We start from the raw sequence: 19,360 nt of genomic DNA on the forward strand, positions 1-19,360 counted from the left end.
GGGTTGGGGCTGCTCGGCAAATGCATCGAGCGGCCCAACGCGAAAAATTGGATGAAGCAGAAGGTTTGTTAACGACGTGTCGCAGCAATTCAGCCGCGAAGCGGGTCGGGAGGGCGATGGCGGATACTGCCGCCCAGCAGACCGGGCTGTTTAGCTCGGACGATAAACGCGCACATTGACATGCCCCTCATTCAACAAATGATGAGCATGCAGGCGGCTCATGACACCTTTATCGCAATACAGCAGGTACTGGCGGTTCTCATCCAGTTCCTTGAATCGGTTGTTCAGCGCATAGAACGGCAGTGTACGCACTTCGATGCCCTGCAGTTCTAGAGGTTCGTCCTCGGCGAGGTCAGGGTGGCGGATGTCGAGCACTACCTGCCCGGCGCTCGCCTCGATGACTTCTTCGACTTGCAAATCCTGGCCCAGCTCGTCGATCACTCGATCAATGGCCACCTGGCGCGTGTTTGCCATGGCGCGCTCGAGCACTGCCATGTCGAACTGCTTTTCTTCATGTTCGATGCGGTAGCGCTTGGCCTTGGTCGTCGGGTTCTTCGAAATCACGCCACAGTACTCGGGCATGTTCTTGGCGAACTCGGCGGTGCCTATCTCGAAGGCGGTGTCGATGATGTCCTGCTTGTGACTGGCGATCAGAGGTCGCAGCACCAGCATGTCGGTCGCTGAATCGATCACCGACAAGTTCGGCAGAGTCTGACTGGAAACCTGGGAAATGGCCTCACCGGTGACCAAGGCGTCGATGTGCAGCCGCTCAGCAATCTGGGTCGACACCCGCAGCATCATGCGCTTGAGCACGACACCCATTTGGCTATCGTCGACTTTCTCAAGGATCTCACCGACGACTTCCTCGAAGGGCACACTGATAAACAGCACCCGGTGCGAACTGCCGTACTTCTTCCATAAATAGTGGGCGACTTCCATCACGCCCAGCTCATGGGCGCGGCCGCCCAGGTTGAAGAAGCAGAAATGCGTCATCAGCCCTCGGCGCATCATCTGATAGGCCGCTACGGTGGAATCGAAACCGCCGGACATCAGCACAAGCGTCTGCTCCAACGCGCCCAGCGGGTAGCCGCCAATGCCGTCATGCTGCGCATGCACGACAAACAGGCGCTGGTCGCGGATTTCCATGCGCACTTCTATTTCAGGCGCCTTCAAGGAGATACCGGCAGCACCGCACTGAATGCGCAGCTCGCTGCCAACATGGCGTTCGACATCCATCGAGCTGAATGGGTGCTTTCCAGCTCGCTTGCAGCGCACGGCGAAGATCTTGCCCGGCAGACGGTCAGCATAGTGCGCCTTGCACTTGGCAAGGATGTCGTCCAGATCGCCCAGCGGGTACTCATGAACCTCCAGGCAATGCGCGATGCCTGGTGTGCAACGCAGGCGCTCGATCATCTGCTGCAGGGTTTTCGCGTCGCTGAGCGCAGTTTCCACCTCAACGTTGTCCCACACCCCTTCCACCCGCAATTCGGGATCGAGGTCGCGCAGCACGGTACGGATGTTCTTCGCCAGTTGACGAATGAAGCCCTTGCGTACCGGCGGGCTCTTGATGGTGATTTCGGGGAAAACCTTGACGATCAGCTTCATGGAAAACAGCGCAGCGCCAGCATGGCGTGAAAAGAGGGGGGCGGAGTATATCGGAATTTGATCAAGCTTTAGTCAGTTTTATCGGGCGACCTAGCCTTGCACCAAAATGACCCACAAGCGCACTTACACGCACCACTTAAGTGCGAGAACATCCAGGCGCAGCGCCGACAAATGGCAACAAGAACGCCAAACGGCCCCTGCAAGCCCACCCGGAACCATCTCGGAGCACTGGCATGCAAATTGCTCCCTTGTGAGGCAGGTCGCCTTGACGGAGTATCGCCCGCTCGGCTTCACCCCTAGATTCCGGAAGCATATCTGTCAACGCTTCCACCACTTGGAGAGCACCATGTCGAAGTCGCTTCAACTGATCAAAGATTACGATGTGAAGTGGATTGATCTGCGCTTCACCGACACCAAGGGCAAGCAGCATCACGTGACCGTTCCGGCGCGCGACGCCCACGACGAAGATTTCTTCGAGCACGGCAAGATGTTCGACGGCTCGTCCATCCATGGCTGGAAGGGCATTGAAGCCTCCGACATGATCCTGATGCCGGTCGATGAAACTGCTGTACTGGATCCGTTCACCGAAGAGCCGACCCTGATTCTGGTCTGCGACATCGTCGAGCCAAGCACTATGCAGGGCTACGACCGCGATCCGCGCTCCATCGCCAAGCGCGCCGAGGAATTCCTCAAGTCCACCGGCATTGGCGACACCGTATTCGTCGGCCCGGAGCCTGAGTTCTTCATCTTCGACCAAGTCAAATTCAAGTCCGACATCTCCGGCTCCATGTTCAAGATCTACTCTGAACAGGGTTCCTGGATGACTGACCAGGACGTCGAAGGCGGCAACAAGGGCCATCGCCCAGCCGTCAAGGGCGGTTACTTCCCCGTTCCGCCGTGCGACCACGACCACGAAATCCGTACTGCCATGTGCAACGCCATGGAAGAAATGGGCCTGGTCGTCGAAGTGCATCACCACGAAGTGGCGACTGCCGGTCAGAACGAAATCGGCGTCAAGTTCAACACGCTGGTCAACAAGGCTGACGAAGTTCAGACCCTGAAGTACTGCGTGCACAACGTGGCTGATGTCTACGGCAAGACCGCCACCTTCATGCCGAAGCCGCTGTATGGCGACAATGGATCGGGCATGCACGTGCACATGTCGATCTCCAAAGACGGCAAGAACACCTTCGCGGGTGAAGGCTATGCCGGCCTGTCCGAGACCGCTCTGTACTTCATTGGCGGCATCATCAAGCATGGCAAGGCTCTGAACGGTTTTACCAACCCGTCGACCAACTCGTACAAGCGTCTGGTTCCGGGCTTCGAAGCACCGGTCATGCTGGCCTATTCGGCTCGTAACCGCTCCGCCTCGATCCGTATTCCTTACGTTTCCAGCCCGAAAGCCCGCCGTATCGAAGCGCGCTTTCCGGATCCGGCTGCCAACCCTTACCTGTGCTTCGCCGCACTGCTGATGGCTGGCCTGGACGGCATCCAGAACAAGATTCACCCTGGCGATGCCGCTGACAAGAACCTCTACGATCTGCCGCCGGAAGAAGGCAAGCTGATCCCGCAGGTTTGCGGCAGCCTGAAGGAAGCTCTGGAAGAACTCGACAAGGGCCGTGCGTTCCTGACCAAGGGCGGCGTGTTCTCCGATGACTTCATCGACGCCTACCTCGAGCTGAAGAGCGAGGAAGAAATCAAGGTCCGTACCTTCGTTCACCCGTTGGAATACGACCTGTACTACAGCGTCTAAGCCAGTCCGCGTGACAGAAAAGGCCTCCTTCGGGAGGCTTTTTCGTTTCTGCGATGTCACTAACCAGTGCTACCGACGTCGCGACAAGCGCCCGAAGTGGCGTCGATCTCAAATCCCAACGGTCGCACTTGCCTAGCCGCCTGCGCGGTGCAAGGCTTCCAGTCATCCCTACCGCGGAGCTTCCCATGCGCATTGCATTGTTCAGCCTGCTATTCATCCTCATGGCTCCAGCCATGGCTCAGATCTATAAATACACTGACGAAAAGGGCAACACCGTCTTCACCAATCAACCTCCGGAGGGCGTCGAGACAAACGCTGTCGATCTCCCTCCCGCCAACACTGTGAACATCAAGACGCCCGACGCCCCGCCACCGCTAGCCAACGAGCAACGCAGCGAGGAACAACAGCAGCCCTATCGAAGCCTCGCAATTGGCGGCATCCCCGATGAGCAGGCATTGCGCGCCAACAGCGGCACCTTTGTCGTCAACGCCCAGCTCGATCCGCCGCTAAAGCAGGGACACCAGATCCGCTTCCTGCTCGACGGCGTTCCCCAGGCAGAGCCCAGCAGCACGACCGCGTTGCAGCTGGTAAACGTGGATCGCGGCACTCACCTGTTGGAAATCCAGGTGCTCAGCGGTGGGCAGATCGTTCAACAAGCCCAAGAGCAATTCACCGTGCAGCGGGTGCACGTCTCCAGCCCGGCGCGCCGATGATGCGCCTTTCGCGGCTTGGATTGGCCGGACTGTTACTGGTGTGTGCGCTACCTGCTAGCGCTGCGATCTACAGCTATATCGACGCCGAGGGCAATCGGGTCTTTACCGACCGCCCAGACGGTCTCGCGGTCGAACAGGTAGAGACCAAACCCGCCAATACGATGGCCGCCCAGCCCCTACCACCCCCGAAGCCAGCGGTTAAGGTCCTCAAAGCCACCGCGCCCAGCTATATCTTGCTCGATATCGTGCAACCAGATCCCGACGCCACCATCCGCAACAACGCCGGCGAGCTGGCAGTCAGCGTAACCAGTCAGCCGCCTCTTCATCCGGGCCATCAGTATCGATTGCTACTCGATGGCGCGCCCGCAAGCGCACCCGGTAGGAGTCCAGTTCTGACTTTGCAGAATGTCGACCGAGGCAGCCACCAGCTGGTGGTCGAAGTGATCGACGGTCAGGGCGAGCGCGTACTGTCCAGCGAGCCACGCGTGTTCCACATGATGCGCACCTCTCTTGCGCAACGCCGAATGGTCAACCCATGCAAGAAGGCGGACTACGGTGTCCGCCCGGAGTGTCCGCTGAAGGATAAGCCTAAGGAAAAGAAAGATATTCCCTTCGTGCCCTTTCTGTGACCACTCTATGCACCTTACTGGTGCACTGATTCAGCCATCTGGTTTAGCGCCGCCCTTCTCGATCGATGCCCCGCGCTGGAGCGCCAGTGCCAGCGGTGCCGCGCCGAAAAGGAGCGCATTGGTTTGCTTCTTGCATTTCCTGACTCACACCCCGGATGCAGACTGCCATGATCAACGAAGCCCTACAGCGCCTGCTGATCGAGAATCTCACCACCGCCACCCTTTTGCTGAATTCGCGGTTGCGCCTGGAATATATGAACCCTGCTGCCGAGATGCTGCTGGCAGTAAGCGGCCAGCGCAGTCACGGACAATTCATCAGCGAGCTCTTTACTGAATCCTCCGAGGCCCTTGCTGCGTTGCGGCTGGCTGTGGAAGAAGCGCACCCCTTCACCAAACGCGAAGCGACGCTGACCTCCGCCAGCGGACAGACGCTAACCGTGGACTACGCCGTGACGCCGGTACTCACGAAGCAGGAGACCATGTTGCTACTGGAGGTCCTACCGCGTGACCGACTGCTGCGCATCACCAAGGAAGAGGCACAGCTGTCCAAGCAGGAAACCACCAAGATGCTGGTTCGCGGCCTCGCCCATGAGATCAAGAATCCCCTCGGCGGCATACGCGGAGCCGCTCAGCTGCTGGCTCGCGAACTGCCCGAAGAGCACCTCAAGGACTACACCGAGGTCATCATCGAAGAGGCCGACCGCCTGCGAAACCTGGTCGACCGCATGCTCGGGTCGAACAAGCTTCCCTCACTGGCGATGACTAACATTCACGAAGTTCTCGAGCATGTGGCCAGCCTGATAGAAGCCGAGTGCCAAGGCAGCCTCATTTTGGTGCGCGACTACGATCCGAGTATTCCCGAGGTCCTGATGGACCGCGCGCAGATGATTCAGGCCGTGCTCAATATCATGCGCAACGCCATGCAGGCGCTTGCCGGGCAATCCGAACTGGGCCTGGGCCGGTTGACCCTACGCACTCGTTCGCTGCGCCAATTCACCATCGGCCACATCCGCCATCGTCTCGTGGCACGGATCGAAATCATCGACAACGGGCCTGGCATCCCTGCTGAGCTGCAAAACACCCTTTTCTACCCAATGGTCAGCGGCCGCCCAGATGGCACCGGGCTCGGCTTGGCCATTACCCAGAACATCATCAGTCAGCACCAGGGTCTGATCGAATGCGAAAGCCATCCCGGGCATACCGCGTTCTCGATCTTCCTGCCGCTGGAACAAGGAGCACCAACCGCATGAGCCGCAGCGAAACTGTCTGGATTGTCGACGATGACCGCTCCATCCGCTGGGTGTTGGAAAAAGCACTGCAGCAGGAGGGCATGACGACTCAAAGCTTCGACAGCGCCGATGGCGTACTGGCGAAGCTCGCGCGGCAGCAGCCGGACGTGATCATTTCAGACATCCGCATGCCCGGTGTCAGCGGTCTCGACATGCTGGCGCAGATCCGTGATCTCTATCCGCGCCTGCCGGTGATCATCATGACCGCGCACTCGGACCTCGACAGCGCGGTGGCTTCCTACCAGGGTGGTGCGTTTGAATACCTGCCCAAGCCCTTTGACGTCGATGAAGCGGTGTCACTGGTCAAGCGCGCCAATCAGCACGCGAAAGAACAACAAGGGCTCAAAGCACCTGCCGACCAGCGCCAAACGACAGAAATCATTGGCGAAGCGCCGGCAATGCAGGAGGTGTTCCGCGCGATTGGGCGCCTCTCGCACTCCAACATCACGGTTCTGATCAACGGCGAATCCGGCACCGGCAAAGAGCTGGTTGCCCATGCCCTGCACCGGCATAGTCCGCGTTCGGCCTCCCCCTTCATCGCATTGAACATGGCCGCGATTCCCAAGGACCTGATGGAGTCGGAGCTGTTCGGTCACGAAAAAGGCGCATTCACCGGCGCCGCCAACCAGCGTCGCGGCCGCTTCGAGCAGGCCGATGGCGGCACCCTGTTTCTCGACGAAATCGGCGACATGCCCGCCGACACCCAGACCCGCCTCTTGCGTGTATTGGCTGACGGCGAGTTCTATCGGGTCGGCGGCCATACACCGGTCAAAGTCGACGTGCGCATCATTGCCGCGACCCACCAGGACCTGGAAACCCTGGTCCAGGCCGGTAAATTTCGCGAAGACCTGTTCCATCGGCTGAACGTCATTCGCATCCATATCCCCCGGCTGTCCGACCGCCGCGAAGACATCCCGACGCTGGCCTCACACTTCCTCGCCAGTGCCGCTACCGAGCTGGCAGTCGAGACCAAGCTGCTCAAGCCCGAAACCGAGGAGTATCTGCAGAACCTGCCGTGGCCAGGCAACGTGCGCCAGCTGGAAAACACCTGCCGCTGGATCACGGTGATGGCATCCGGGCGCGAAGTACATGTCGACGACCTGCCCCCGGAACTGCTGAATCAGCCAGCCGATGCCATGCCGTCGAACAACTGGGAGCAGGCGCTGCGCCATTGGGCCGACCTGGCGTTGGCTCGCGGTCAGTCGAATCTGCTCGACGAGGCGGTACCGGCATTCGAGCGCATCATGATCGAGACCGCGCTCAAGCACACCGCCGGACGGCGCCGCGATGCGGCCCTGCTGCTGGGCTGGGGGCGAAATACGCTGACGCGCAAGATCAAGGAGCTGGGCATGGGCGGAGACAACGCGGACGAAGACGAGGGCGACGAAGCCTGACGCGGCAGCGAGCGCATCGAACAGGTGCGCTTCAGCGCGGCTTGACCTCGATCCGCAAGCGCCACTCGCCATCCATTGCTTCTCCCGACCAGCTGGCTATCAGCGGTCGGGTCGCCACGAAATGCAGCAACAACCCCTTGTCGGTTGATTGCACGCGCCACCCCGCACTGCCGCCCTCGATTTCCACGCGGCCGGCATCTGCATCGCCCTTGGACTGAAAGAGCATTCCGACCGCGCCATCAACGTCCTGGCTGTAGAGCTCCGGCTCGCGATTGAACCACAGCTGCAACCCCCTCGCGACAGGCTCAACGCGCAACAACTCCACCGGCCCCGGCCGAAAAACGTGCCCGAGAAACGAGCCAAACAACAGCCCGAGCAGCACCAGCGAACCGAAAAAGCGTCGGCGAATACGCGGTAGCGGGTCATCAGCCGCAGGACCGCCTGCCGCAGTAGAATGCCGGTCATTTTCAGAGTCGGTGCCGCGCATGTTTCATGTAATCCTTTTTCAACCGGAAATTCCGCCGAATACCGGCAACATTATCAGGCTCTGCGCCAACGCCGGTTGCAGCCTGCACCTGATCGAACCCTTGGGCTTCGAACTGGATGACAAGCGGCTACGCCGCGCCGGGCTGGATTATCACGAGTATGCGCCGCTCAAGCGACACACAGACCTCGACAGCTGCCTCGCAAGCCTTGGTCACCCTCGCCTGTTTGCCTTTACCACCAAAGGATCGCAGCCGTTTCATGAGGTCAACTTCCAGCGCGGCGATGCCTTTCTGTTCGGCCCGGAAAGTCGCGGCTTGCCGCCTGAAATCCGCGACGCACTGCCCACCGAGCAGCGCCTGCGCCTGCCAATGCGGCCCGACAGCCGCAGCCTGAATCTGTCAAACACCGTAGCCGTCGCCGTCTACGAGGCCTGGCGACAGCTGGATTTCGCATTGCAATAGCGCCGCCCCGCCAGGCGTGTGTTGCTCGGCGCTCAGTCGCGCTCAGCGCTGCCTGCGCGGCAAGCTGCCTCGCCTCACTCGACGGGCTCATAAGGGGTCGGGACGTGATTCCCTCGCATCGGTTGAAATGCGCGGCAGCGTCCCCCATATCAAGCGCATTCGGGCATTCATCGCCCCGCTGCGTGGAGATTTTTCCTTTGACCACCATCGTTTCAGTACGCCGCAACGGCAAAGTCGTCATGGGCGGCGACGGCCAGGTTTCCCTCGGCAATACCGTCATGAAAGGCAACGCCAAGAAGGTCCGGCGCCTCTACCACGGCCAGGTCCTGGCGGGCTTCGCGGGTGCCACCGCTGACGCCTTCACCCTGTTCGAGCGATTCGAAGGTCAGCTGGAAAAACACCAGGGCCATCTTGTGCGCGCGGCCGTTGAGCTGGCCAAGGACTGGCGGACCGACCGTTCGCTGAGCCGCCTGGAAGCCATGCTGGCAGTGGCCAACAAAGACGCCTCGCTGATCATCACCGGCAACGGCGATGTGGTGCAGCCGGAAAACGACCTGATCGCCATGGGCTCCGGTGGCGGGTTCGCCCAAGCCGCCGCAATGGCGCTGATGCAGAAAGGTGATCAGAGCATGTCCGCGCAAGACATCACCGAAACCGCGTTGAACATTGCCGGCACCATCTGTGTCTTCACCAACCAGAATCTCACCATCGAGGAGCTCGACAGCGCGATCTGATCGCCCTCGAGCCCCGGAGTACCGCACCATGTCCATGACGCCCCGCGAGATCGTCCACGAACTCAACCGCCATATCATCGGCCAGGACGACGCCAAGCGTGCCGTCGCCATTGCCCTGCGCAACCGCTGGCGGCGGATGCAGCTCTCCGCCGAGCTGCGCCCGGAAGTGACGCCGAAGAATATCCTGATGATCGGCCCCACCGGCGTGGGCAAGACCGAGATCGCACGTCGCCTGGCGAAGCTGGCCAATGCGCCATTCATCAAAGTTGAGGCGACCAAGTTCACCGAGGTGGGTTATGTCGGGCGTGATGTCGAGTCAATCATCCGTGACCTCGCCGATGCCGCACTGAAGATGCTGCGCGAACAGGAAGTGGTCAAAATGCGCCATCGGGCCGAGGATGCTGCCGAAGATCGCATCCTCGACGCGCTGCTGCCTCAGGCCCGGCCGGCCGGCTTCAACGAAGAGCAGCCCGCGCAGAGCACCGATTCCAATACGCGCCAGCTATTTCGCAAGCGCCTGCGAGAAGGCCAGCTGGACGACAAGGAAATCGACATTGATGTAGCCGAGAGCCCGGCCGGCGTCGAGATCATGGCCCCTCCGGGCATGGAGGAAATGACCAATCAGCTACAGAGCCTCTTCTCCAATATGGGCAAAGGCAAGACGAAGAGTCGCAAGCTGAAGATCAAGGACGCGCTCAAGCTGGTCCGTGATGAAGAAGCCGCACGTCTGGTCAATGAAGAAGAGCTCAAAGCCCGTGCCCTGGAAGCCGTGGAACAACACGGCATCGTCTTCATCGACGAGATCGACAAGGTCGCCAAGCGCGGCAACACCAGCGGCGCCGACGTTTCCCGGGAAGGCGTTCAGCGCGACCTGCTGCCACTGATCGAAGGCAGCACGGTCAACACCAAGCTGGGCATGGTCAAGACCGACCACATCCTGTTCATCGCCTCGGGCGCGTTCCATCTGTCCAAGCCCAGCGACCTGGTGCCGGAACTGCAAGGCCGCCTGCCGATCCGCGTCGAACTCAAGGCGCTGTCGCCGGAAGACTTCGAGCGCATCCTCACCGAACCGCACGCCTCGCTGACCGAACAGTACCGCGAGCTGCTGAAGACCGAAGGACTAGGGATCGAATTCGCCGCAGACGGTATCAAGCGCCTGGCCGAAATCGCCTGGCAGGTCAACGAGAAGACCGAGAACATCGGCGCTCGCCGCTTGCACACCCTGCTCGAGCGACTGCTGGAAGAGGTCTCGTTCAGCGCCGGCGACCTGGCCGGACAGCAGAACGGCGAGCCGATCCGCATCGACACAGCCTACGTCAACAGCCACCTCGGTGAGCTGGCCGAAGACGAAGACCTGTCGCGCTACATCCTCTAACGCAAGCGATTGCGCCGGGTCTCGCTGGACGCGACCCGGCGCCTTTGTCTGGAGCACTCGATGCGCATCCCCACCGCGATCAAACTACACAAGACTTCGAAAACGCTGGAGCTGGAGTACGGCCCCGAGCAGCGCTACGTGCTGCCGGCGGAGTTTTTGCGGGTGCACTCGCCGTCTGCCGAAGTCCAGGGCCACGGTAATCCAATCCTCCAGACCGGCAAGATCAACGTTGCACTCGATGGCATCGAGCCGGCCGGACAATACGCGCTGAAGCTGACCTTCAGCGATGGCCATGACAGCGGCCTGTACAGCTGGGACTACCTCTATCGGTTGGCGACCAATCAAGAGCAGATATGGGCAGATTACCTCGACGCACTTGCAGCCGCTGGGAAGTCCCGGGACCCGGATATCTCACCGGTCAAGCTGATGCTCTGAAGCTAGATTTACAGGCAGCTGGTAGGGGGGATCGCGCTTTATCGATCCACCTTCAAGTGGCGGCAGGTAAAAAAGCAACTTTCCACCTCAAGCGGAGCTCAGGACTGCAATGCCTTGTCCAGCGCACGCTCGATCTGCGCCTGAACACTGGCGCCCATGGCCGACATCAGCAGGCCGAGGTTGAGCAACACGCGCACACGGTCTTCCTCGACCTCGATGCGGCCGTCCGCCCCGCTGCGGCGTACTTCCAGTACGTCACCTTGCCACTCGCAGCGTACGCCGAAATCGCGCTCCAGCTTCGCCGCCAGCTGCTCGGCCTTCACACGAGCGGCGTCCCGGCCAAGGCTGTGGTTGCGCTCGACGATGATGCGGGCCATGGCGACTCCTAACTGCTACTGAAAAAAGGCGCGCACTATAGCAGCTGCCCAGCTACCAGCCTGCCTCCGGTCAGCCATAGGCTGCGCTGACTTGCCGCTCGCGGCTTGGCGCTCGACGATGCTTTTAGGTTTAGAATGCGAGCACATTCTTCCGGTGACAGTGACATGACCGATCCCCGCAAAGAGCGTGACGCAGAAGCCACCACCCACTTCGGCTACAAGAACGTACCGGAGAGCGAAAAAGCGCAAAAGGTGGCCGAGGTATTCCATTCTGTAGCCGCCAAATACGACCTGATGAACGACCTGATGTCCGGCGGCGTGCATCGCCTCTGGAAGCGTTTCACCATCGAGCTGTCCGGTGTGCGCCACGGCAACCGAGTGCTGGATATCGCCGGCGGCACTGGCGACCTGGCGCGCCAGTTCTCGCGCATCGTCGGCCCGACTGGCGAAGTGGTGCTGGCCGATATCAATGCCTCGATGCTCAAGGTCGGCCGTGATCGTCTGCTGGACAAGGGCGTGGCCGACAACGTCAAGTTCGTCCAGGCCGATGCCGAAAAGCTGCCATTCCCGGACAACCATTTCGATGTGGTCACCATTGCCTTCGGCCTGCGCAACGTGACGCACAAGGAAGACGCCATCGCCTCCATGCTACGCGTGCTGAAGCCCGGCGGTCGCCTGCTGGTTCTGGAGTTTTCCAAACCGACCAACCAGCTGTTTTCCAAGGCCTACGACGCCTACTCGTTCAGCCTGCTGCCGATGATGGGCAAGCTGATTACCAACGACTCCGAGAGCTATCGCTACCTGGCCGAGTCGATCCGCATGCATCCGGATCAGGAAACCCTCAAAGGCATGATGGCCGACGCCGGATTCGAGCGCGTCACCTACCACAACATGACCGGTGGCATCGTCGCTCTGCACCGCGGCATCAAGCCCTGATGTTGCGCGCTGCCCTGCTGGCCGGCATCGAGCGCGGCCTCAATGGCGTGTTGCGCCTGGACCCGACCGCTCTGCCGCGGCTGGCCAAGCTCAGCGGTCGAATCATAGAAATCGACTGCACGGCACCGACGTGGAAAGTCTTCATCCTGGCCGATGCTGATGGCCTGCGGTTAGCCACTCAGTGGGGCAGCGAACCGGATTGCCGCCTGCGCGCTTCCGCCACGGATCTGCTGCGCCTGGCGACAAGCCGCAACAAGACAGCGATCCTGCATGGTCCGGATGTCGAAATCGATGGCGACAGCGGTGTGCTGATGAGCCTCGCCGAAGTGCTGCAGGATCTCGAGCTGGACTGGGAGTACGAGGTGTCGCGCTGGCTGGGTCCGGTCGGTGCGCATCTGCTCGGCTCCAGCGTTCGGCGTCAATCCGAATGGTTGCGACAAAGCGCTGACAGCCTGCAGCAGAACCTGGCCGAATACCTCAGCGAAGAATCACGTGCGCTGGTCGGCACAGCCGAAGCTGAAACGCGCTTCGCTGAACTCGACCGCCTCAAGCTCGACCTCGACCGACTCGACGCCCGCATCGAGCGGCTCACCCACTTCCAGAAACCAGACCGATCCGAATGAAGCTGTTCGCTGCGGCCCGCCGCCTGTTTCGCATCCTGCTGGTGGTGATCCGCTACCGCCTGGACGACATCATTCTCGACCTGCCGATGCCGTGGTGGCTGCGCGCGACCAGCTACCTGCTGCCATGGCGCTGGCTGCCACGCCGGAGCACCGACCTCTCTCGAGGCGCTCGCCTGCGCCTGGCGCTGGAGGGACTGGGCCCAATCTTCATCAAGTTCGGCCAGATTCTCTCGACCCGACGCGATCTCCTGCCGCTCGACATCGCCGAAGAGCTGGCGATGCTTCAGGACCGGGTGCCGCCGTTCGACTCAGATGTTGCCACTGCACTCATCGAGCGTGAGCTCGGGGCACCGGTGGGCGAGGTGTTTGGCCGGTTCGACAGCAAGCCACTGGCATCTGCCTCGGTCGCCCAGGTGCATGCTGCCAAATTGCGCAGCGGTGAAGAAGTCGTGGTGAAAGTGGTGCGACCGAACTTGCGGCCGATCATCAGCCAGGACATCGCCTGGTTGTTCCTGCTGGCGAAAACGGCCGAGCGCGCGTCGAACGAGGCGCGCCGTCTGCACCTGGTTGAAGTGGTCGACGACTACGCCAAGACCATCTACGACGAACTGGATCTGTTGCGCGAAGCGGCCAACGCCAGCCAGCTCAAGCGCAACTTCCAGGGCTCGCCGCTGCTCTACGTCCCACAAGTCTATTGGGATTACTGTCGCCCTCAGGTGCTGGTGATGGAGCGCATCTACGGCGTGCCGGTGACCGACATGAAGCGCTTGGCCGAGCAGCGCACCGATATGAAACAGCTGGCCGAGCGCGGCGTGGAGATCTTTTTCACCCAGGTCTTCCGCGACAGTTTCTTCCACGCCGACATGCACCCCGGCAACATCTTCGTCAGCACGCACCAGCCTTGGAACCCGCAGTACATTGCCGTGGACTTCGGCATCGTCGGCAGTCTCACGCCGGAAGATCAGGACTACCTCGCGCGCAACCTGATGGCGTTCTTCCGGCGCGACTACCGCAAGGTCGCGCAGCTGCATATCGACTCCGGCTGGGTGCCGGCAGAAACCAAGGTCAATGAATTCGAGGCGGCGATCCGTACGGTCTGCGAGCCGATCTTCGAAAAACCGCTGAAGGATATCTCGTTCGGCCAACTGCTGGTCCGGCTGTTCCAGGTCGCGCGACGTTTCAACATGGAGGTTCAGCCGCAGCTGGTCCTGCTCCAGAAAACGCTGCTGAACATTGAAGGGCTGGGCCGTGAGCTCTACCCAGAACTGGACCTGTGGGCCACTGGCCAACCTTATCTAGAGCGCTGGATGCGTGAACGCATGAGCCCGAAACAGCTGTTGAAGAATGCCCAGGCACAGATCGAACAGCTGCCCCACTTGGCCGGCATGACCCGCGAGCTGCTTGAGCGCATGTCGGGGCCCCATGCGAACAACTTGCCGCCGCCCTGGCGCGAGCACCATCACCACTGGCCATTGCGCCTGGTTGGCGCCGCGCTGCTAGCCGGGGGCGCCATGCTGGCGGCGGCGGCTGAAAGCCTTTCCGCACTGGCAACTTGGCCTGCCTGGTTGATGCTGGCGGCCGGCATCTACATCGTGGTGCGCCGATAGCCAGCGGTCGGGCAGGCTGGCACACTGCGCGTACAGAGTGGAGAATCCGATGAACTGGCTGGACCAAATCAACTGGAACGAAGACGGCATGGTACCGGCGATCGCCCAGGACCATCAGACCGGGCGCATCCTGATGATGGCCTGGATGAATCGCGAAGCGCTGGAGCTGACGACAAAGGAGAAGCGCGCCATCTATTGGTCACGTTCGCGTGGCAAGCTGTGGCGCAAGGGCGAGGAGTCAGGTCACGTGCAGAAACTGCACGAGCTGCGCCTGGACTGCGACGCCGATGTCATCGTATTGATGGTCGAGCAGATCGGCGGCATCGCCTGTCATACCGGCCGCGAGAGTTGCTTCTACCGCGTCTTCGAGAATGGCGAATGGAAAACCGTCGAACCGGTCCTTAAAGACCCGCAAGCGATATACGCGGAGCCAACACATGAGTGATACCTTTTCCCGTCTGGCCGAGGTGTTGGAAGCCCGCAAAGGCGCCGCAGCAGACAGCTCCTATGTGGCCAGCCTCTACCACAAGGGACTCAACAAGATTCTCGAAAAGGTCGGCGAAGAGTCGGTGGAAACCATACTGGCGGCAAAGGATGCTGCAGCCAGCGGCGACGCCAGCGACCTGATCTACGAAACCGCCGACCTCTGGTTTCACAGCCTGGTGATGCTGGCTGCGCTGGATCAGCACCCACAGGCGGTTCTGGACGAACTCGACCGGCGATTCGGTCTCTCTGGGCATGCGGAAAAAGCCGCTCGCCCGCAATCCTGAAAACAACTTTCGGAGTACTGCAGCATGGGTTTTGGTGGAATCAGCGTCTGGCAACTCCTGATCGTTCTGCTCATCGTGGTCATGCTTTTTGGCACTAAGCGCCTCAAGGGCATGGGCTCGGATCTCGGCGATGCGATCAAGGGGTTCCGCAAGTCCATGGGCACCGATGAAGAAAAACCCGGTGTCGATGAAAAACAAAACCACACCATCGATGCCGAGGCCCGCAAGGTCGAAGAACCGACGAAGAAGAACTGAGGCGCCATGTTCGATATCGGTTTCACCGAACTGCTGCTGATCGGCCTGGTTGCGCTGTTCGTCCTTGGCCCGGAGCGGCTTCCCGGGGCCGTGCGTACAGCGGGCCTGTGGATCGGCCGGGCCAAGCGCAGCTTTGCCAATATCAAGTCGGAAGTCGAGCGCGAGATTGGCGCAGACGAGATTCGTCGCCAGCTGCATAACGAACGCATCCTCGACCTCGAGCGGGAAATGAAGCAAAGCATCATGCCCAGTTCGCCCAGCGCCAACAGCACGCCGTCCCCGCAATCAGCCACACCGCCACCGGATGCCAGCCATCTGGAAGAGGCAGCGCCCGCTGAAGCCAAACCCGCCGACACGGCGCCCGTACCTCGCCCGGACAAATCGCCTGAGCCATGAGCAATACTTCCACTGATGACCAGGAAATGCCGCTGGTTGCCCACCTGACAGAATTGCGCAAGCGCCTGCTGCGCTGTGTGGTGGCCATCCTGTTGCTGTTTGGCGGGTTGTTCTACTTCTCGCAGCAGATCTATGCGTTGGTGGCCGCGCCTCTGCGCGCCTACCTGCCGGAAGGTGCAACGATGATCGCCACGGGCGTGGCCTCGCCGTTCCTGACGCCGTTCAAGCTGACCATGATGGTGGCGCTGTTTCTGTCGATGCCGGTCATCCTGCATCAGATCTGGAGCTTCATTGCCCCCGGTCTGTACAAGCATGAAAAACGCGTCGCGGTGCCCTTGCTGATCTCCAGCATCTTTCTCTTCTACGGCGGCATGGCCTTCGCCTACTTCGTGGTATTCCCGATCATGTTTGGCTTCTTTGCCAGCGTGACACCAGAAGGCGTGGCGATGATGACCGACATTGGTCAGTATCTGGATTTCGTCCTGACGTTGTTCTTCGCCTTTGGCGTGGCCTTCGAGATTCCGGTGGCGACCTTTCTTTTGATATGGGTAGGCATCGTCGATGTCGCGACCTTGCGCAAGAGCCGTCCCTACGTTGTGGTCGGCTGCTTTGTCGTAGGCATGGTGTTGACGCCACCTGACGTGTTCTCACAGGCACTGCTCGCTGTGCCCATGTGGATACTGTTCGAAGCTGGGCTGATCTGCGGCAGCATGGTGAAGAAGCGTGAAGAGGAGTTTCGCGGCGACGCCGATAACAGCGAGCCTCACCCCGGCGACCAACCGCCCGCTTCACGTCCGTGAACCTGTTGCTGTTAGAGGAGGCCGACTTCGTCGCCGCCGACCGGGCGATCCTGCGTGACCGGCGCTTGAAGCACCTTCAGGAAGTTCACCGCGCGGAGGCGGGCGAATCCCTGCGGGTCGGGCTGCTAGGGGGGCAGATGGGCCGGGGGCACCTGCTGCGCCTGAACGCCCAGGAAGCCGAGCTTGAGGTCGAGCTGCTGCAGCAAGCCCCACCCGCCAAACTGCCCGTAACGTTGCTGTTGGCCTTGCCTCGTCCAAAGATGCTGCGCCGCGTGCTGCAGACAGTTGCCAGCATGGGCGTGCCCCGGCTGGTACTGCTCAACAGCTATCGCGTGGAAAAGAGCTTTTGGCAAACCCCGTTTCTTGAGCCCCAGGCCATCCGCGAACAGCTGCTGCTCGGTTTGGAGCAAGCCCGCGATACTCTGTTGCCTGAGGTCCTCATCGAGAAGCGCTTTAAACCTTTCGTCGAGGACCGTCTGCCACAGCTGGTCGCCGGCACTCGGGGCCTGGTGGGTCACCCAGGCGAATACCCTCCCTGCCCGCGCGCACTGAGCGAACCGGTGACACTCGCCATTGGTCCTGAAGGCGGCTGGATACCCTATGAAATCGAGAAGCTGACCGAGGCAGGACTGCAGCCCGTACAGCTTGGTGAGCGCATTCTGCGCGTTGAGACCGCCGTCAGCGCGTTGCTGGCGCGCCTGTTCTGAGGATTCGCTAGCCGAGAGGCGACGCAGTACCGATGAACGTAGCGCACGCAAGCGGTGCATACAGGTCAGAGCCTGTGAACCCCTCAATCATAGTTGTAGCCATGCGACCTTTGACCATAGATCTTCACCGCTTGGAGTATGCGCTGGAAAACCGTGATGCCAGTGAGCATTACCTTGACTTGGAGTCCGGCCAGATTCAGGCGGTTTTCCCGGGAGAAGCAGTCCCAGGGGCCGACGAAAAATATGATGTGCAAGAGGATCGCTACCTGCACATCGAGCCGCTCGGGCTGCCCCAGTCGATCGCGATGCGTGAGGCGTTCCTGTTCACCCAGCACGACCCTAATGCCCATGCCGTTCTCGCTCATGCGCTGCAAGGGCGCAAGCCGCTGCGAACCTTCGATTTCAAACTTGAAGACTTTCCGGACGTTCGCCAAGCCTGGCTGGATTACCAGACCGCTCAGCTACGTGAATACGCCATCACCTGGCTGCATGACAACGGCCTCGAAGCCTCAAGTCGCTGACGGCCTCTGTCGTCTTGCCTCAGGTCTCCAACAGGAAGGTCACCGGCCCGTCGTTCTGCAGATACACCCGCATATCGGCACCGAAACGGCCGCAGGCGACATTCGCATGCTGCAGGCGCGCCTGAACGACCAGGTAATCATAGAGTTCTTCGCCAAGTGCCGGAGGGGCGGCACTGGAGAAGCTCGGGCGTAGGCCACTGCCTGTGTCTGCCGCCAAGGTGAATTGAGACACCAGCAACAAACCACCGTTGACGTCTACGAGCGAGCGATTCATCTTGCCGTTTTCATCGCTGAAGACCCGGTATCGCAGCAGCTTGTGCAAGAGCTTATCGGCACGCGCCCGATCATCTTCTCGCTCTACACCGACCAACACCAGCAGCCCCTGATCAATCGAGCCGACCACCTCGTCTGCCACCTCGACCCGCGCCTGGCGCACGCGCTGGATCAATCCCTTCATCAGGCTTCCTCGGGGGGAAGGTCGAGCAGTCGTTGCGCTATATCGGCGGCAGCACGGACCAATGCATCGCAGATGCCCGACTCGGAAGCCGAGTGCCCCGCTTCGCGGATGATCTGCAGCTCGCTGTTGATCCACGCCTCGTGGAGCGCCCAGGCATTGTCCAGCGGGCAGATGACGTCGTAGCGGCCATGCACAATGATGCCTGGCAGGTGCGCGATCTTGTGCATGTTGCGCAAGAGCTGATCAGGTTCCAGAAACGCCTGGTTGACGAAGTAATGACATTCGATACGCGCCATTGCGAGTGCGCGATGGGTATCGGAGAAGCGGTCGACAACCTGGGTATTGGGCCTCAAGGTGGCGGTACGACCCTCCCAGCATGACCAGGCTTTGGCCGCATGCATCTGGGCGATCTGGTCGGTCCCAGTCAGGCGCTTGTGGTACGCCTGCATCAGGTCACCGCGCTCCTCTGGTGGAATCGGCGCGATGAAATCCTGCCAATAATCGGGGAACAGTCGACTGGCACCGTCCTGATAGAACCACTCAAAGTCCTTAGGCCGGCAAAGAAAGATGCCCCGCAGGATCAGCGCGTGCACGTGTTCTGGAAAGGTCTGGGCGTAGGCAAGTGAGAGGGTCGATCCCCAGGAGCCGCCGAACAGCACCCACTTGTCGACGCCCAGGAATTCGCGGATGCGCTCCATATCGGCGATCAGGTGCGCGGTGGTGTTATTTTCCAGGCTGGCATGGGGGGTCGAGCGACCACAGCCGCGCTGATCGAAGGTAATGATGCGGTAGAGGTTGGGGTCGAAGAAACGACGACTCAACGCATCACATCCGCCACCCGGCCCGCCGTGAACGAACACCACAGGCAAGCCTTCCGGCGACCCACTCTCGTCGACATAAAGCACGTGCGGCGCTTCGACCGCCAGCTCATGCCGGGCGTAGGGTTTGATCTCCGGATACAAGGTCTGCATGGCACACTCCGTGGTCGGTGCGCGGGTCGCGAACCCGCCTGACGTTTCCGGCATCATAACGAGGTT

General features: G+C 60.8%; 24 protein-coding genes. 19 read left to right on the top strand and 5 right to left on the bottom strand.

Annotated elements, in window-relative coordinates; genetic code table 11:
• Positions 1-150 precede the first annotated feature (150 nt).
• Positions 151-1,605, bottom strand: a complete 1,455-nt coding sequence (thiI, locus tag AAGW23_RS18240) for a tRNA uracil 4-sulfurtransferase ThiI (protein WP_342407745.1) — start codon at positions 1,603-1,605, stop codon at positions 151-153.
• A 346-nt stretch (positions 1,606-1,951) separates the two neighbouring features.
• On the opposite strand from thiI, the gene glnA reads away from it, so the two are divergent.
• The 5 genes from glnA to ntrC all read left to right on the top strand — a co-directional run bounded on the left by glnA (position 1,952) and on the right by ntrC (position 7,383).
• Complete coding sequence (glnA, locus tag AAGW23_RS18245) at positions 1,952-3,358, top strand: glutamate--ammonia ligase (protein ID WP_102838245.1); 1,407 nt, start codon at positions 1,952-1,954, stop codon at positions 3,356-3,358.
• 185 nt (positions 3,359-3,543) lie between these two features.
• A complete protein-coding gene (locus tag AAGW23_RS18250; RefSeq protein WP_342407746.1) occupies positions 3,544-4,071 on the top strand; it encodes a DUF4124 domain-containing protein in 528 nt (175 codons plus the stop codon).
• Complete coding sequence (locus AAGW23_RS18255) at positions 4,068-4,700, top strand: DUF4124 domain-containing protein (RefSeq protein ID WP_342407747.1); 633 nt, start codon at positions 4,068-4,070, stop codon at positions 4,698-4,700. Before AAGW23_RS18250 ends, AAGW23_RS18255 begins: the two co-directional genes overlap by 4 nt.
• Before the next feature lie 167 nt (positions 4,701-4,867).
• On the top strand, positions 4,868-5,950 hold the full coding sequence (glnL, locus tag AAGW23_RS18260) for a nitrogen regulation protein NR(II) (protein ID WP_102838242.1): 1,083 nt from the start codon (positions 4,868-4,870) through the stop codon (positions 5,948-5,950).
• Entirely contained in the window at positions 5,947-7,383 is a 1,437-nt protein-coding gene (gene ntrC, locus AAGW23_RS18265) for a nitrogen regulation protein NR(I) (RefSeq protein WP_342407748.1), read from the top strand. The genes glnL and ntrC overlap by 4 nt, the downstream gene beginning before the upstream one ends.
• 31 nt (positions 7,384-7,414) lie before the next feature.
• Here ntrC and AAGW23_RS18270 read toward each other — a convergent pair whose 3' ends face one another.
• Entirely contained in the window at positions 7,415-7,870 is a 456-nt protein-coding gene (locus AAGW23_RS18270) for a hypothetical protein (RefSeq protein ID WP_342407749.1), read from the bottom strand.
• Between AAGW23_RS18270 and trmL the strand changes: the two genes are divergently transcribed.
• The 4 genes from trmL (at position 7,869) to AAGW23_RS18290 (ending at position 10,874) form a co-directional block, all read left to right on the top strand.
• Entirely contained in the window at positions 7,869-8,330 is a 462-nt protein-coding gene (gene trmL / locus AAGW23_RS18275) for a tRNA (uridine(34)/cytosine(34)/5-carboxymethylaminomethyluridine(34)-2'-O)-methyltransferase TrmL (protein ID WP_342407750.1), read from the top strand. The genes AAGW23_RS18270 and trmL overlap by 2 nt on opposite strands.
• Before the next feature lie 197 nt (positions 8,331-8,527).
• Positions 8,528-9,064, top strand: a complete 537-nt coding sequence (gene hslV / locus AAGW23_RS18280) for an ATP-dependent protease subunit HslV (RefSeq protein ID WP_045431382.1) — start codon at positions 8,528-8,530, stop codon at positions 9,062-9,064.
• Positions 9,065-9,092: 28 nt separating this feature from the next.
• Positions 9,093-10,439 carry an ATP-dependent protease ATPase subunit HslU gene (gene hslU / locus AAGW23_RS18285; protein ID WP_148925912.1) on the top strand — a complete coding sequence of 449 codons (1,347 nt, stop codon included), beginning with the start codon at positions 9,093-9,095 and terminating at the stop codon, positions 10,437-10,439.
• A gap of 60 nt (positions 10,440-10,499) precedes the next feature.
• Positions 10,500-10,874 carry a DUF971 domain-containing protein gene (locus AAGW23_RS18290; RefSeq protein ID WP_342407751.1) on the top strand — a complete coding sequence of 125 codons (375 nt, stop codon included), beginning with the start codon at positions 10,500-10,502 and terminating at the stop codon, positions 10,872-10,874.
• A 98-nt stretch (positions 10,875-10,972) separates the two neighbouring features.
• Here the strand turns inward: AAGW23_RS18290 and AAGW23_RS18295 are convergent, their stop codons facing one another.
• Positions 10,973-11,251, bottom strand: a complete 279-nt coding sequence (locus AAGW23_RS18295) for a polyhydroxyalkanoic acid system family protein (RefSeq protein ID WP_342407752.1) — start codon at positions 11,249-11,251, stop codon at positions 10,973-10,975.
• A 165-nt stretch (positions 11,252-11,416) separates the two neighbouring features.
• Between AAGW23_RS18295 and ubiE the strand changes: the two genes are divergently transcribed.
• The 10 genes from ubiE (at position 11,417) to AAGW23_RS18345 (ending at position 17,866) form a co-directional block, all read left to right on the top strand.
• The gene (ubiE, locus tag AAGW23_RS18300) at positions 11,417-12,187 is read left to right on the top strand and encodes a bifunctional demethylmenaquinone methyltransferase/2-methoxy-6-polyprenyl-1,4-benzoquinol methylase UbiE (protein ID WP_045422518.1); all 771 of its coding nucleotides are present in this window, start codon (positions 11,417-11,419) and stop codon (positions 12,185-12,187) included.
• Positions 12,187-12,810, top strand: a complete 624-nt coding sequence (locus AAGW23_RS18305; protein ID WP_342407753.1) for a ubiquinone biosynthesis accessory factor UbiJ — start codon at positions 12,187-12,189, stop codon at positions 12,808-12,810. Before ubiE ends, AAGW23_RS18305 begins: the two co-directional genes overlap by 1 nt.
• On the top strand, positions 12,807-14,417 hold the full coding sequence (ubiB, locus tag AAGW23_RS18310) for a ubiquinone biosynthesis regulatory protein kinase UbiB (RefSeq protein ID WP_342407754.1): 1,611 nt from the start codon (positions 12,807-12,809) through the stop codon (positions 14,415-14,417). Before AAGW23_RS18305 ends, ubiB begins: the two co-directional genes overlap by 4 nt.
• 49 nt (positions 14,418-14,466) lie before the next feature.
• Complete coding sequence (gene hisI, locus AAGW23_RS18315; protein ID WP_342407755.1) at positions 14,467-14,862, top strand: phosphoribosyl-AMP cyclohydrolase; 396 nt, start codon at positions 14,467-14,469, stop codon at positions 14,860-14,862.
• Positions 14,855-15,187: a phosphoribosyl-ATP diphosphatase gene (locus AAGW23_RS18320; RefSeq protein WP_019340500.1), complete on the top strand. Its 333-nt coding sequence runs from the start codon at positions 14,855-14,857 to the stop codon at positions 15,185-15,187. The genes hisI and AAGW23_RS18320 overlap by 8 nt, the downstream gene beginning before the upstream one ends.
• A 24-nt stretch (positions 15,188-15,211) precedes the next feature.
• Positions 15,212-15,442 (top strand): twin-arginine translocase TatA/TatE family subunit, encoded by a 231-nt coding sequence (gene tatA / locus AAGW23_RS18325; RefSeq protein WP_102837074.1) that lies wholly within the window; start codon positions 15,212-15,214, stop codon positions 15,440-15,442.
• 6 nt (positions 15,443-15,448) lie between these two features.
• A complete protein-coding gene (gene tatB / locus AAGW23_RS18330; RefSeq protein WP_342407756.1) occupies positions 15,449-15,838 on the top strand; it encodes a Sec-independent protein translocase protein TatB in 390 nt (129 codons plus the stop codon).
• The gene (gene tatC, locus AAGW23_RS18335; protein ID WP_342407757.1) at positions 15,835-16,638 is read left to right on the top strand and encodes a twin-arginine translocase subunit TatC; all 804 of its coding nucleotides are present in this window, start codon (positions 15,835-15,837) and stop codon (positions 16,636-16,638) included. The genes tatB and tatC overlap by 4 nt, the downstream gene beginning before the upstream one ends.
• Positions 16,635-17,345, top strand: a complete 711-nt coding sequence (locus tag AAGW23_RS18340) for a 16S rRNA (uracil(1498)-N(3))-methyltransferase (RefSeq protein WP_342407758.1) — start codon at positions 16,635-16,637, stop codon at positions 17,343-17,345. Before tatC ends, AAGW23_RS18340 begins: the two co-directional genes overlap by 4 nt.
• A 101-nt stretch (positions 17,346-17,446) precedes the next feature.
• Positions 17,447-17,866 (top strand): UPF0158 family protein, encoded by a 420-nt coding sequence (locus tag AAGW23_RS18345; RefSeq protein WP_342407759.1) that lies wholly within the window; start codon positions 17,447-17,449, stop codon positions 17,864-17,866.
• Positions 17,867-17,885: 19 nt separating this feature from the next.
• Here the strand turns inward: AAGW23_RS18345 and dtd are convergent, their stop codons facing one another.
• Both dtd and pip read right to left on the bottom strand, forming a co-directional pair.
• Positions 17,886-18,323 (bottom strand): D-aminoacyl-tRNA deacylase, encoded by a 438-nt coding sequence (gene dtd / locus AAGW23_RS18350; protein WP_342407760.1) that lies wholly within the window; start codon positions 18,321-18,323, stop codon positions 17,886-17,888.
• On the bottom strand, positions 18,323-19,294 hold the full coding sequence (gene pip / locus AAGW23_RS18355) for a prolyl aminopeptidase (RefSeq protein WP_342407761.1): 972 nt from the start codon (positions 19,292-19,294) through the stop codon (positions 18,323-18,325). Before pip ends, dtd begins: the two co-directional genes overlap by 1 nt.
• Between the last annotated feature and the right edge of the window lie 66 nt (positions 19,295-19,360).

The sequence above is a fragment of the Stutzerimonas chloritidismutans genome (assembly GCF_038562055.1).
Lineage (GTDB): Bacteria > Pseudomonadota > Gammaproteobacteria > Pseudomonadales > Pseudomonadaceae > Stutzerimonas > Stutzerimonas chloritidismutans_A.

Bases quoted from the DNA above. Each gene is read 5' to 3' on its own strand.
- trmL (WP_342407750.1), top strand. From the start codon at position 7,869: ATGTTTCATGTAATCCTTTTTCAACCGGAAATTCCGCCGAATACCGGC.
- ubiB (WP_342407754.1), top strand. From the start codon at position 12,807: ATGAAGCTGTTCGCTGCGGCCCGCCGCCTGTTTCGCATCCTGCTGGTG.
- glnL (WP_102838242.1), top strand. From the start codon at position 4,868: ATGATCAACGAAGCCCTACAGCGCCTGCTGATCGAGAATCTCACCACC.
- AAGW23_RS18255 (WP_342407747.1), top strand. From the start codon at position 4,068: ATGATGCGCCTTTCGCGGCTTGGATTGGCCGGACTGTTACTGGTGTGT.
- tatB (WP_342407756.1), top strand. From the start codon at position 15,449: ATGTTCGATATCGGTTTCACCGAACTGCTGCTGATCGGCCTGGTTGCG.
- AAGW23_RS18250 (WP_342407746.1), top strand. From the start codon at position 3,544: ATGCGCATTGCATTGTTCAGCCTGCTATTCATCCTCATGGCTCCAGCC.
- glnA (WP_102838245.1), top strand. From the start codon at position 1,952: ATGTCGAAGTCGCTTCAACTGATCAAAGATTACGATGTGAAGTGGATT.
- AAGW23_RS18320 (WP_019340500.1), top strand. From the start codon at position 14,855: ATGAGTGATACCTTTTCCCGTCTGGCCGAGGTGTTGGAAGCCCGCAAA.
- AAGW23_RS18295 (WP_342407752.1), bottom strand. From the start codon at position 11,251: ATGGCCCGCATCATCGTCGAGCGCAACCACAGCCTTGGCCGGGACGCC.
- dtd (WP_342407760.1), bottom strand. From the start codon at position 18,323: ATGAAGGGATTGATCCAGCGCGTGCGCCAGGCGCGGGTCGAGGTGGCA.
- hisI (WP_342407755.1), top strand. From the start codon at position 14,467: ATGAACTGGCTGGACCAAATCAACTGGAACGAAGACGGCATGGTACCG.
- hslU (WP_148925912.1), top strand. From the start codon at position 9,093: ATGTCCATGACGCCCCGCGAGATCGTCCACGAACTCAACCGCCATATC.
- tatA (WP_102837074.1), top strand. From the start codon at position 15,212: ATGGGTTTTGGTGGAATCAGCGTCTGGCAACTCCTGATCGTTCTGCTC.
- tatC (WP_342407757.1), top strand. From the start codon at position 15,835: ATGAGCAATACTTCCACTGATGACCAGGAAATGCCGCTGGTTGCCCAC.
- AAGW23_RS18290 (WP_342407751.1), top strand. From the start codon at position 10,500: ATGCGCATCCCCACCGCGATCAAACTACACAAGACTTCGAAAACGCTG.
- ubiE (WP_045422518.1), top strand. From the start codon at position 11,417: ATGACCGATCCCCGCAAAGAGCGTGACGCAGAAGCCACCACCCACTTC.
- AAGW23_RS18270 (WP_342407749.1), bottom strand. From the start codon at position 7,870: ATGCGCGGCACCGACTCTGAAAATGACCGGCATTCTACTGCGGCAGGC.
- pip (WP_342407761.1), bottom strand. From the start codon at position 19,294: ATGCAGACCTTGTATCCGGAGATCAAACCCTACGCCCGGCATGAGCTG.
- ntrC (WP_342407748.1), top strand. From the start codon at position 5,947: ATGAGCCGCAGCGAAACTGTCTGGATTGTCGACGATGACCGCTCCATC.
- thiI (WP_342407745.1), bottom strand. From the start codon at position 1,605: ATGAAGCTGATCGTCAAGGTTTTCCCCGAAATCACCATCAAGAGCCCG.
- AAGW23_RS18305 (WP_342407753.1), top strand. From the start codon at position 12,187: ATGTTGCGCGCTGCCCTGCTGGCCGGCATCGAGCGCGGCCTCAATGGC.
- AAGW23_RS18345 (WP_342407759.1), top strand. From the start codon at position 17,447: ATGCGACCTTTGACCATAGATCTTCACCGCTTGGAGTATGCGCTGGAA.